Source organism: Ochrobactrum sp. C6C9 (genome assembly GCF_022627935.1).
GTDB lineage: Bacteria > Pseudomonadota > Alphaproteobacteria > Rhizobiales > Rhizobiaceae > Brucella > Brucella teleogrylli.
The window spans coordinates 98,913-111,060 of the sequence record NZ_JABXGB010000003.1 but is presented as its reverse complement, the minus strand read 5'-3'; the positions used below and the strand labels follow the sequence as shown (position 1 = coordinate 111,060).

Here is a 12,148-nt window from a genome sequence, read left to right as displayed (position 1 = left end):
TTCGCCTTTCCCATTCACGGATGCTGACCGCATCCAACTCCCTCAGCCGCGCTTGTCGCGCACCTTGGCAAGCAAGTTCTTGGTTGAAACATAAATGCGTTCTTCATGCGCGGCGAAGGCCGCCATCGCCGCCTCGCGGTCGCGCTTTTCAAGCGCTTGCAAGATCGCCTGATGGTCGGAAAAACTGCCATCAATTGCGCCCGGCTGCGCAACGGCGCGGCGGCGATGCTCCAGCATATAGGTGTAAAGATCGGTAACGATGTCGGCGAGCAGCGGGTTTCCGCATTCACGATAGATCGTGACGTGAAACTCGCGGTCGCAGATCAGGAAACGAACCGGATCATTCAGGCAATCAATCTGCGCCTTGAGCGAGCGACGCAATATATCCAGCGCTTCGTCGGAAATGCGCTCGGCGGCATCGCCGACGATCTGCTGCTCGACCAGCAGTCTCGCCGCATGCACGGCATGGACATCGTAAAGATCGACATTGAGCCTTGATGTTATGCCGACCGCCATGCCGGTAAGATCGGCTTTGGCGACGCGCGTGCGCGATCCGTGCGAAACTTCCAGCACACCGCGCGCCGCAAGCGTCTGGATGGCGCTGCGCACCGTCTGGCGACTGACCGAAAGCGCTGCGGACAATTCGCGTTCGCCCGGCAGCTCATCGCCCACCGCCAGCAAACCGGACGCAATAAGCGCTGCGATCTTGTCGGCGATCACATCCTTGATGGTACGCCGCTCCAGGTTTCGCCCCAGGCCCGTGTTCTTATCGAGCAGAAGATTATGTGCGACGATCAACGCTGCTCCCACTGACCCACTGGTCTTTCCACTAGTCCAGTTGGAATTTATCGATATCGCAATGGCTGTCAAGGGCGGGCACGGGTTCGCGCCGCGATCAATTCAGATCGCAGCGTTTTTCATATCGTGTTTTTGGGAGATCGCTTAGAGCCTGAACCAAAAAGCAGCATGTGTGCGTGAAAATGGTGATTTTCGCGTACCGGAGCGGAGCGTACTTAAGGTACGTGAGCACCGGAACGTAGAAAATTGCCATTTGCAGCCGCACAGGGCGACTTTTGGAACAGGCTCTTACACCGCGTCCAGAATCCGCTTTTGCAGGTCAATCGCGCGGGCATCGGCAAGTTTGCGGCGCGGGCGCTCCAGATCAATGTCGATATCGAGCGCAATCGACCCCTCGCGTAAAACGATGACCCGATCAGCGAGTGCGACAGCTTCGGCCACATCGTGGGTGATCAGGACCGTCGTAAAGCCACGCTTCGTCCAGATGCGTTCCAGAAGACGGTGCATCTCGATACGCGTCAACGCATCGAGCGCGCCAAAGGGCTCGTCCAAAAGCAGGATTTTCGGATCGCTGACCAGCGCCCTCGCCAACGCCACACGCTGCCGCTGGCCGCCGGACAGGACGGAAGGCCAGTCATTGCCGCGCCCTTCAAGCCCCACATCCGACAGGACGGAGAGTGCGGCCTCGCGCCAGTTTTCGCCACGCGCTATGCCGACATTGTCGGTCACGCGCTGCCACGGCACCAGCCGTGCTTCCTGAAACAGCAGACGCACCGATGGGCTGATGCCAGTCAGCGCTTCTCCACCCACCGTAACGCGCCCGCCATCGGGCAGGTCGAGCCCCGAAATCAGGCGCAGAAGCGTGGACTTGCCACCGCCAGAGCGCCCGACAACGGCCAGAAACTGCCCGGACGGCACCTCCAGGTTGAAGTGCCGCAGAACCTTGAGGCTACCGAAGGTACGGTCGACACGGGAAAGCGAAATGGGCAATCCACCATCCACTTCCGCACCGCGAGCGGTCGTTGCGACATCATATGTGTCCTGAACCGCAGCCATCAGTTTTTGCCTTTCTCCGGCTGATAGGCCGGATGCCAGACAAGCACACGCTTTTCGATGAGACGGGTTGCCGTGTCGGCCACTTTGCCGAGAAGCGCATAGATGATGATGCCGAGCAACACCACATCGGTCATCAGAAACTCACGCGCATTCATGGTCATATAGCCAATGCCGCTGGTGGCCGAAATGGTCTCGGCAACGATCAGCGTCAGCCACATGAAGCCCAGAGCATAGCGCAGGCCGACAAGGATCGACGGCAGAGCACCCGGCAAGATAATGCGCTGGATCAGCGCCTTCCGATCCAACCCATAGACATGCGCCATCTCGATCAATTGGGGATCGATGGTGCGCACGCCGTAAAACGTGTTGATATAGATCGGAAAGAAAACGCCGATGGAAACGAGAAAAATCTTGGCGGTTTCATCAATCCCGAACCACAGGATGACGAGCGGAATAAGCGCCAGATGCGGGATGTTGCGCAGCATTTGCAAGGTGCTGTCGAGCAGCGTTTCGGCTGGTTTCCAGAGACCGTTGACGATCCCGGCGACAAAACCCAAGCCACCACCGATGACGAGACCGATCAAGGCGCGCTGTGTGGAAATATAGGTATGATAGATCAGCGTTCCGTCCAGCAGCGACTTCCAGAATGCCGCCGCCACCGTGCTGGGAGCCGGCATCAATCGCGCCGTGATCAGGCCGGTACGCGCGGCGATCTCCCAGACGATCAAAAGAACAATCGGCAGCGCCCATGGTGCAAGCAGTTTGCCGAGCGATTTGAAACGCGGGACATTGCCTGTGCTGCTCTTACCGGCAAAGCCGGAAATGCCCGAAATGCTTGAATCCGCCATCAAGCCGCTCCCTTGCGCGTCACCTCGGCAATGGAAATTTCCTTGGGAATGAGGCCGAGTTTGAAGAAGGTGTCTGCAATTTCCTGCTGCTGGGCGATGACCGCTGCATCGAGCGGCTTGACGCCATAGGACTGACGCTCAACGGCACGGACAAGAACATTTTCCGGAATGCCGACCGAAGGCGCAAGTTCTGCCGCGACCGTCGCCGTATTGTCCTTGATCCATGTATCGATCTCGGCAATCGCATCGATAACGATATCGATGGCTTGCGGGTTCGCATCCACAAAGGGCTTTGCGCCAAGATAGAACTGATGGTTGGGCACAAGCCCTTCGCCGTTGCGCAACTCGCGCGCTTCAATGGCGATTTCCGCTGCGGCCTGAAAAGGATCCCAGATCACCCAGGCATCGACTGCGCCACGCTCAAAAGCGGCGCGCGCATCGGCAGGTGGCAGGAAGGTGGTTTTGATGTCGGTATAGGCAAGGCCTGCATCTTCAAGCGCCTTGACCAGAAGGTAGTGAACATTCGAACCTTTGTTGAGCGCGACGTTCTTGCCCTTCAGCTCTGCAACCGTCTTGATGGGGCTGTCCTTCGGCACCAGAATGGCCTCGCCGGTCGGCGCCGGAGGCTCATGCGCAATATAGACAAGCGGCGCACCGGCTGCCTGCGCGAAGATCGGCGGCGTTTCGCCGGTGGTGCCAAAATCAACCGCGCCGACATTCAGCGCTTCGAGAAGCTGTGGCCCTGCCGGAAACTCGGTCCAGCGCACGTCAAAGCCGATCTTCTGCAACTTCTCTTCGAGAATGCCGCGCGCCTTGAGCAGAACCAGCGTGCCGTATTTCTGGTAACCGATGCGCAGCACGTTTTCCTGCGCGAAAGCAGGCACACTGCCGATCAATGGTAATGCAGCCGAACCGGCGAGAAGTCCTGCAAATTTACGTCTTGTAATGCGCATCAATACTGCTCCTGAAACACCGGCTTCTTCTTGTTCTTATGTTAGAGACAAATAAGCGCAGCCACAGAAACGAACGTCTAACCTCACGGGGTTCAGGGGAAATTCTTTACTTCTCGAACGCTATCGCCGCGCAAGACAGTGCACGACATATTGTAAAGCCTGCTGCCTCAATCGCGCCCCGCCCAGGGCACCAGCACGGATTCAAGCTTGCACAACGACAGTTCAAACGCAAAAGCGATCAGCGCAATGACGATAATGCCCATGATCACCACATCGGTCACAAGGAACTGCGCGGCCGACTGGATCATGAAACCAAGGCCTCTGGTCGCTGCAACCAGTTCCGCGGCTACCAGCGTGGTCCAGCCTGCGCCCAGCGCAATGCGCACCCCGGTAAAGATCGAGGGCAGCGTATGCGGCAGCACAACGAAACGCACCAGTTGCCGACGACTTGCATCGAAGGCGCGCGCAGCATTCAAACGCTCCTGCGAAACGCTGCGCACGCCGGATGCCGTGGAAAGCGCAATCGGCGCCAGCATCGCCAAAAAGATGACCAGCACTTTCGACGTTTCGCCGATGCCGAACCAGATCACCACCAGCGGCAGATAAGCAAGCGGCGGGATCGGGCGCAGAAATTCCAGAATGGGGTCGAGAATACCCCGCCCGACGGGACTAAGGCCAATGGCAAGGCCGACCGGCACGGCAATGACGATCGAAACGACCAGCGCCGCAAAAACGCGGGCAAGACTCGCGATCAGATGCTGCGCCAGCGTCGCATCGACGAAACCGTTTTGCGCCACGCTGAAAAACTTGGCCAGAACCTGTGCGGGCGACGGCAAAAAGACCGGCGAGACCAGTTTCAGGCTTGCCGCCAACCACCAGACAAGGATGAGAGCAACAATCGTCGCCGCGCTGATCGCACGCGTGCCGGAAAATAACGACAGCCATGGCCGTGAACCCAGCCGGGGCAGATCAGTGGAACTCTCCGATTTGCTTTGCGCAATATCGTCATAGCTGCGCGTTTCTGTCGAAACACTCATGCGGCTTCTCCTTCGAATATGACATCCGCCAGTTCGCCCCGCGCTTGCAGGAACGCCGGGTCCGTCTTGATGGACCGCACTGGCTCGCCCGCCAGATAACGCCTGCCGAAATTCACATCGAACACCCGCTCGATCCGCCCCGGATGCGGCAGCATCACGACAATTCTGGTTGCGAGCAGCAATGCTTCCTCAATGCCATGCGTGACCATCAGGACGCCCGCCGCGCTTTTGCCCCATATGTCGAGCAACAGCGTCTGCATGCGTTCACGCGTCAGCGCGTCGAGTGCGCCCAGCGGCTCGTCCATCAATAGAAAATCCGGCTTTGAGGCCAGCGCCCGCGCCAGTCCGACACGCTGGCGCATGCCGCCCGACAATTCCCAGATCGCCTTGTCGCCCGCGCCTTCCAACCGGACCTGCGCCAGCAATTCATCGGCGATGCGGCGTCGCTCGCTCTGGGGAATGGCTTTCAGTCGCAAGGCAAAGGCGACATTGTCGCGCGTGTTGAACCATGGAAACAGCGCATCGTGTTGGAACACCACCGCCCGCCCTTGTCCTGCACCTTGCAGACGAACACCGTTTCGCGTCACCGCGCCGCTTTGCGGCTGCAACAATCCGGCAGCGACATTGAGCAACGACGTTTTTCCGCAACCTGAACGCCCGGTGAGTACAACGAATTCGCCCGCCGAGAGGTCAAGCGATACATTGTTGAGCGCCGGTGTCGCAGTGCCGCCATAGTGCACGCTGATCTGACTGAGTTTGAGCTGGCTCATATGCCCTACCTGTTACCGCAAATGCCCCTGCCCGCCGGAATGGTCGGCGGACAGGGGTTTGTTCGATCTGAAACGCTCAGGATCAGTTGCTGGCGAGCGCGTCCGTCACGAATTTCGTGGTGACGTAAGGCGCATAATCCGGCAGCGCGTTGTCGATCTTGCCCTGCTCCTTCAGGAAGGCGGAAGTGTCCGCAATCGCCTTCACGGTTGCGCCGCCCAGATAGTCGGCAGAGGCCTGATCCTTCAGCGACGGATAGACATAGCCTTTCAGGAGCGCTGGAATTTCTTCCTGCTTGGCGCCGGTCAGGCGGGCAATCTTTTCCGCCTGCGGTGATTTGGCATCCCAGGCTTCCGGCTTGGAATTATAGGCATCATAGGCCTTGCCGGTTACCTTCACGAAATCCCGTACCGCTGCCGGATGCTCGCTGGCGAAATCCTTGCGGACGATCCATGCGTCAAAGGTTGGCGCACCCCATTCGGCAACCTTGGCCGAATCCAGAATGACTTTGCCCTTGGTCTTGATCTGGCCCAATGCCGGGTCCCAGACATAAGCGGCGTCAATGTCGCCGCGTTCGAAAGCGGCGGCAATTTCCGGCGGACGCAGATTGAGGATTTCCACCGACTTGCTGTCCATGCCCTCATGCTTGAGCGCGGCCAGCAGGCTGTAATGCGTGGTCGAGACAAACGGCACGGCAACCTTCTTGCCTGCGAGGTCCTTGACGGAGGCGGCATCCCGCGCGACCAGCGCCTCGGATTCACCGATCAGCCCCACGACGAAAAACGTCTCAATCGGCAGTTCGCGGCTGGCGGCAGCAGCCAGCGGGCTGGAGCCGACATAGCCGATGTCGATATCGCCGGAAGCCACAGCCGCAATCACATCCGCGCCTGAATCGAACTTGCGCCAATTGATGTCGGCATTGGCCGCCTTTTCATATTCGCCATCGGCCTGCGCAACCTTCGACGGCTCAACCACCGTTTGATAACCGATATTGATTTTTACATCAGCGGCGGAGCTTGCGCTTGCAGCCACCACCCCAATAACAGCCGTGGAAGCGGCCAGAAAAATACGTCTTGTAAGTATTGTCATCCTACGCCCTCGTTCAAGCTGTCGATTACCCCGAAAGCGCCAGCCTGTGCCCCGGCCTCAAGCGCTTCCAATACCAACAATGATCGAGCAACGCGCGGCGGTTGTAGAGGAACGGGATACCAATTTTACGTGCAAAGGAAAAATATTCGCACCACCGGCAACGTCGGGATATGCACCCAAAAGAGGACTATCCGTCCGCGCGGCAGAAGCTACATTGCTGTTATAGGACATTGACGCTTGTGCTACTTTGTGGAAGGTAATTTTGATGCAGCATGCAGCGAATATCGGGCGCCATCATGTATGATTATTGTCTCGTTGGTGGCGGTATTGTCGGCCTTGCCACGGCGCTTACCATTGTCAGGAGAGAGCCTTCAGCCCGCATTCTGGTGCTGGAAAAGGAAAACGCCGTTGCGATGCATCAGACCGGCCATAATAGCGGTGTGATCCATGCGGGCATCTATTATCAGCCCGGCAGCTTCAAGGCAGAGCTTTGCCGCGCTGGCGAACGCATGACGAAGCAGTTTTGTGACGAGAACAACATAGCCTATCGCGTTCCGGGCAAGCTTGTCGTGGCGACCAACGATGTGGAAGTGCAGCGCCTTGCTGCCCTTGAAACCAATGCCGCCGCAAACGGCATCACCTGCCGCCGTCTCAATGGCGGTGAATTACGCGAATTCGAACCCGCTGTGACCGGACTTGCCGCTTTGTTGGTCGAGCAAAGCGGTATTGTTGATTATCGCGCGGTCTGCCGCGCCATGGCCGATCTCATTCGCGCCGCGGGCGGCGATATCGTATTCAATATCAGTGTCGATCGCATTGAAGAACGGGCGGATAACGCGCGCGTTCATGCGGGCGACAAGGTTTGGGAAAGCAGGCAGGTTATCGCCTGCGCCGGTCTGCAGGCCGACCGCCTTGCCCGCCGGTCGGGCGTCGATATCGATTTCCAGATCGTGCCGTTTCGCGGCGAATACTATGCCTTACGGCCCGAATTGAACAAACTCGTTGAACGCATGATCTATCCGGTGCCCGATCCTTCAATGCCGTTTCTCGGCATACATCTGACGCCAATGATCGATGGCAGCCTGACCGTCGGTCCCAATGCCGTTTTGGGTCTTTCCCGCGAGGGTTATCCCAAATTCTCGGCGAGTCTGCGTGACATGGCGACTTATGCCGCATTTCCGGGCTTCTGGAAGGTGATTACTGCCCATCTTTCGTCCGGGTTCGAAGAAATGAAGGATAGCCTCCTCAAGACGAGCTATCTGGAAAAATGCCGGAAATATTGCCCTTCCCTGCAGGAAAGCGACCTGCGTCCTTATCGTGCGGGGATAAGGGCGCAAGCCGTTTCGCGAGACGGCAAGCTCATTCACGACTTCAAATTCCACCAGACCAAACGTGTGCTGCATGTGTGCAATGCACCGTCCCCAGCTGCAACATCGGCCATACCGATCGGAAATCTGATCTTTCAACGCTTGCAAACAGGCAATTGAACAGGCGTTTTTCTCCATCATAAAATGAAAACCCGCATCATCGCTGATGCGGGTTTTGTTTGTCCCTTGAAGGCGTTTTCAGATCAACTGCGACCGAGCGAGGCCGCGACCTCATCCAGCGACTTCTTCGTTGCCGCAACAACATCATCGACCTGCGCAGGCGTGATGATCATCGGCGGACAGAAGGCAATTGCGTCGCCCATATTGCGGGTGATGACCCCATTGCCGAACATCGCAGCATTGGCAAGACCGCCCAGCGCGCCAACCTTCTCATGCGGTGCCTTGGTGGCCTTGTCGCCAACCAGCTCAAGTGCCGCAATGAGACCAACGCCTCGCACTTCGCCGACCAGCGGATGATCGGCCAGTTCGCGCAGGCGCTTTTGCATATAGGCACCCGTTTCACGCGCATTGGTCACCAGATCACGCTCTTCGATAATCTTGAGATTCTCAACCGCAACGGCGGCTGCGACCGGATGGCCCGATCCCGTATAGCCGTGACCGAACACGCCAAGACGCGCGCTTTCATCGGCCACCGGCTGATAGACGCGGTCGTTGAACATGAAAGCCGAGATCGGCAGATAAGACGACGAAATCTGCTTCGACAGCGTCATGATATCCGGCTTCATGTTGAAGGTCTGCGAACCGAACATGTTGCCGGTACGACCAAAACCGCAGATCACTTCGTCGGCGATCAGCAGAATATCGTATTTCTGCAGCACGGCCTGAATCTTTTCCCAATAACCTTCCGGTGGCACGACAACGCCCCCTGCGCCCATCACCGGCTCGCCGATGAAAGCTGCAACCGTTTCCGGTCCTTCCGCGAGGATCATGTCCTCCAATTCCTTGGCAAGACGCGTGGTGAATTCATCCACCGTCTCGCCCGGCAGCGCATCGCGGTAATAATGCGGACACGTCGTGTGCAGGAAGCCTGGCAGGGGCAGATTGAACGAGTTGTGATTGACCGGCAGGCCGGTGGCGCTGGCCGAAGCAATCGTCACACCATGATAACCGCGCTTGCGACCGATAATCTTGGTGCGCTGCGGCTGGCCCATGGCATTAGCGCGGAACCACAACATCTTGATAATCGTGTCGTTGGCTTCGGAGCCGGAATTGGTGAAATAAACCTTGCTCATCGGCACCGGCGCAATGCTGATCAGCTTTTCAGCCAGTTCGATAACCGGCGGATGCGAGCGATGCGTGAAAGTATGCGAATAAGGCAACTTCAGCATCTGCTTATGCGCTGCATCGGCCAGACGCTTTTCCGAAAAGCCGACGCCGACGCTCCAAAGCCCAGCCATCGCCTCAATGTAGCGCTTGCCGTTATTGTCTTCGACGTAGATGCCATCGCCCTTTTCAATCACCACCGGGCCGATTTCTTCATGACGGCGCGCATTGGTGTTTGAATGGAAATGATAAGCGATATCTCGAGCTTCAACGGAATTGGGCTGTCTGGTCATTCGAATTCCCCTTTTAAATCCGATCAGAGCAGCTTTCACGTCACTCATCTATAGCCGCTTCAACGGCAATATTATCCTGCCAGCGCCCGAGATGCGGAAAACCACTTGTCGTTAGGATCGAAGCTATAAACAAATAATCTTTGGCGCAACGAGAACGAAAACCGTTTTCGAGAAAATCTGGACCGCCGAGGAATAATGCAGTCACTCGCCAGCTTCTTCCATCTGCGGACGCTTCTTCTTCCGCGATGACAGAACCGAATCGCTCTGCCGGATCACAAGGTCAGCGCCCACAAGCACCTTGACCGCAGGCTGTTTGTCAGCCGCATTGATCAGATCGTCCAGTATCGACACGGCCAGATTGCCGATCTTGCGCTTGGAGACATCCACCGTCGTCAGCATCGGCTCCATGGTGGCGCTCTGCGGCAGATTGTCGAAGCCGATCACCGAAACATCTTCCGGTATGCGCACGCCGCTTTCCTTCAGGGCCCGGATGAAGCCATAGGCAATAATGTCATTGGTGCAGAAATAGCATTCGGCAAGCTCATGCCCCGATTGCAGCAATTCGCGCGTGTCGCGATAAGCGCCTTCATAGGTCGATTCGACCGACAGGATATCCTCGGGCTGAACCTTGAGGTTCAACCGCTGCATGTTCTTTACATAGGCTTCACGACGCAACCGGAAGTTCATCGTCTCGGTGGGGCTCGCAACAAAGCCTATGCGGGAGAAGCCGGACTGCTTGAAATGCGACAGCACCTTGAAGACGGCGTCTTCATTGTTCATGTCGACAAAATTGGCCTCAACGACATCGTAAAACGTATCGATGAAGACCGTGGGCAGGCCCATGCCCTGTATCATGTGGATATCAACCGCCGACAATTCGGTGCCGAGCGCGATGACACCGCGAACCGGCGCACCCGCCAGCGACTCGGCCACGGCGCTGACCGGCTGCCCCTCGAAGCTCGCCACCTCCAGCGTGTAATTGCGGCGGGACGCTTCCGACGACATGCCGTCGATATAGTCCGAAACGAATACGCTGTGATCGCGATTGACCGTGCCGCCGTGCTTGGAAATTTTAAGGAAGCGAATCGTCTCGCCCGGCCCTGTGGTGCCGTTGCTGGTCTTGGCCACACGCGGCACGTAATTCAGCCGCGACACGGCTTCAAGAACACGCGTGCGGGTCTCGCCAGAGATTTCTCCCTTGCCGTTGAGCACAAGCGAAACCGTGGCGGGGGAAACACCCGCATTCTCGGCAATATCTCTGATCGTAAAAGATTTCTTCTTTTTCATACGCTCCGCACGGCTGCCGTCATCAGCACGTCATTCCCCTCTTGGACCCATTCGGCCCCACCGCCCGCTCAGGCAAAGCCAGAAAGGATGGGCTGGAATCCTCTTCAATGCGCATCTTATTCGGAAATCCGCATCATGCTACTGAGAAAGCACCACGATAAAACACAATTTGTTTAGTAAACACAACAGCCGTGTTTTTAAAACGATTAAGCTGAAAACCTGCGCAAATCAACGGAATTTTCAGCAGCATCCGCTTGACATCGCCGTCAGCTAGGCAATAGGTTTAGTGAAATAAGTTTTTGTTTAGTAAACGCTGTAGGAGGAGACCATGCAGAGGACAAGCAACCCGCTTGCCATGCTTGTTGTCATTAATGTGGGATTGCTCGCGCTTGGCGCGTACATCTCCGGCGGGTCTTTTCTCTCCCTGTTCAACTTGCAGTCCATGGCTGGTCAGGTGCCTGAAATCGGCCTTCTCGCCATCGGCGTGATGCTGGCCATGTGCGCCGGCAATGGCGGCATCGACCTTTCGGGTATCGCGCTTGCCAATCTCGCAGGCGTGGTTGCAGCGGTTATTGCATCGTCTTTCGTGTCGGCCTCTGTCAATCCGCTCGGTTTCAGCATTGCATTCATCGTGCTTGCGCTGATCGTCGGCCTTGCAGGCGGCATTATCAATGGCATCCTGATTGCGCGTTTCAACATCACGCCCATTCTCTGCACGCTCGGCACGCAGATGGCTTTCATGGGTCTGGCCGTCGTGGTCTCGGAAGGGCGCGCCGTGATGGTCGGCAGCCCTGACCTGTTGTCGCGCATCGGCAATGACATGTTCCTCGCCGTCCCGATCAGCTTTCTGATTTTCCTTGCGGTCGCCATTCTGATCGGCGCCGTGGTTCGCTTCACGCCTTTCGGCGCATGGCTGATGCTGATGGGCACCAACCCGAAGGCAGCCGTCTTCGCCGGTTTTCCCCGCGCCCGCGTTCTGATTGCGACCTATGCAACAAGCGGCCTTCTGGCAGGCATTGCAGGCATCATCATCGCCGCACGCAACGTCAATGTGAAATATGATTACGGCAGCTCTTATCTGCTGGTCGCCATTCTCATCGTCGTGATGGCAGGCGTGAAGCCAGAAGGTGGTTACGGTCGTATCATCTGCGTGGTGCTGAGCGCCATCGCCTTGCAGCTCATGTCGAGCCTGCTCAACTTCGGTGGACTGTCCAACTTCGTCCGCGACTTTGCCTGGGGGCTGCTACTGCTCGCATTCCTCGCTGTCGGACGCTACGACGTCGCCAGTTTCTTTACCTTGGGCAATCGCTCCAAGGCACCCATTGGTGCTCAACCCTCAAGCACCAAACCGTAATACTGAGGGACTCT

General features: G+C 57.4%; 12 protein-coding genes. 2 read left to right on the top strand and 10 right to left on the bottom strand.

Annotated elements, in window-relative coordinates; all coding sequences use genetic code 11:
- Positions 1 to 42: 42 nt before the first annotated feature.
- The 7 genes from HWD97_RS03165 to tauA form a co-directional block, all read right to left on the bottom strand.
- Entirely contained in the window at positions 43 to 798 is a 756-nt protein-coding gene (locus HWD97_RS03165) for a FadR/GntR family transcriptional regulator (RefSeq protein ID WP_121538761.1), read from the bottom strand.
- Between the two features lie 288 nt (positions 799 to 1,086).
- A complete protein-coding gene (locus tag HWD97_RS03160; RefSeq protein ID WP_109367638.1) occupies positions 1,087 to 1,854 on the bottom strand; it encodes an ABC transporter ATP-binding protein in 768 nt (255 codons plus the stop codon).
- On the bottom strand, positions 1,854 to 2,702 hold the full coding sequence (locus HWD97_RS03155) for an ABC transporter permease subunit (RefSeq protein ID WP_121538759.1): 849 nt from the start codon (positions 2,700 to 2,702) through the stop codon (positions 1,854 to 1,856). Before HWD97_RS03155 ends, HWD97_RS03160 begins: the two co-directional genes overlap by 1 nt.
- Complete coding sequence (locus HWD97_RS03150; protein WP_121538758.1) at positions 2,702 to 3,655, bottom strand: sulfonate ABC transporter substrate-binding protein; 954 nt, start codon at positions 3,653 to 3,655, stop codon at positions 2,702 to 2,704. The genes HWD97_RS03155 and HWD97_RS03150 overlap by 1 nt, the downstream gene beginning before the upstream one ends.
- A 167-nt stretch (positions 3,656 to 3,822) precedes the next feature.
- Positions 3,823 to 4,692: a taurine ABC transporter permease TauC gene (tauC, locus tag HWD97_RS03145; protein ID WP_371834694.1), complete on the bottom strand. Its 870-nt coding sequence runs from the start codon at positions 4,690 to 4,692 to the stop codon at positions 3,823 to 3,825.
- Positions 4,689 to 5,462, bottom strand: a complete 774-nt coding sequence (locus HWD97_RS03140; RefSeq protein WP_371834693.1) for a taurine ABC transporter ATP-binding protein — start codon at positions 5,460 to 5,462, stop codon at positions 4,689 to 4,691. The genes tauC and HWD97_RS03140 overlap by 4 nt, the downstream gene beginning before the upstream one ends.
- A gap of 82 nt (positions 5,463 to 5,544) precedes the next feature.
- Positions 5,545 to 6,549, bottom strand: a complete 1,005-nt coding sequence (gene tauA, locus HWD97_RS03135; protein WP_109367643.1) for a taurine ABC transporter substrate-binding protein — start codon at positions 6,547 to 6,549, stop codon at positions 5,545 to 5,547.
- Between the two features lie 296 nt (positions 6,550 to 6,845).
- Here tauA and lhgO point away from each other — a divergent pair, with 296 nt between their 5' ends.
- On the top strand, positions 6,846 to 8,036 hold the full coding sequence (lhgO, locus tag HWD97_RS03130) for an L-2-hydroxyglutarate oxidase (protein WP_209445991.1): 1,191 nt from the start codon (positions 6,846 to 6,848) through the stop codon (positions 8,034 to 8,036).
- A gap of 83 nt (positions 8,037 to 8,119) precedes the next feature.
- Here the strand turns inward: lhgO and HWD97_RS03125 are convergent, their stop codons facing one another.
- The 3 genes from HWD97_RS03125 to HWD97_RS03115 are packed head-to-tail and all read right to left on the bottom strand — an operon-like array spanning position 8,120 to position 10,780.
- Positions 8,120 to 9,493: an aspartate aminotransferase family protein gene (locus HWD97_RS03125; RefSeq protein ID WP_109367644.1), complete on the bottom strand. Its 1,374-nt coding sequence runs from the start codon at positions 9,491 to 9,493 to the stop codon at positions 8,120 to 8,122.
- Positions 9,494 to 9,533: 40 nt separating this feature from the next.
- Positions 9,534 to 9,698, bottom strand: coding sequence for a hypothetical protein (locus HWD97_RS03120; protein WP_167836100.1), 165 nt, complete (start codon positions 9,696 to 9,698; stop codon positions 9,534 to 9,536).
- Positions 9,695 to 10,780: a LacI family DNA-binding transcriptional regulator gene (locus tag HWD97_RS03115; RefSeq protein WP_109367645.1), complete on the bottom strand. Its 1,086-nt coding sequence runs from the start codon at positions 10,778 to 10,780 to the stop codon at positions 9,695 to 9,697. Before HWD97_RS03115 ends, HWD97_RS03120 begins: the two co-directional genes overlap by 4 nt.
- Positions 10,781 to 11,108: 328 nt before the next feature.
- Between HWD97_RS03115 and HWD97_RS03110 the strand changes: the two genes are divergently transcribed.
- The gene (locus HWD97_RS03110) at positions 11,109 to 12,134 is read left to right on the top strand and encodes an ABC transporter permease (RefSeq protein WP_109367646.1); all 1,026 of its coding nucleotides are present in this window, start codon (positions 11,109 to 11,111) and stop codon (positions 12,132 to 12,134) included.
- The last annotated feature ends 14 nt before the right edge of the window (positions 12,135 to 12,148 follow it).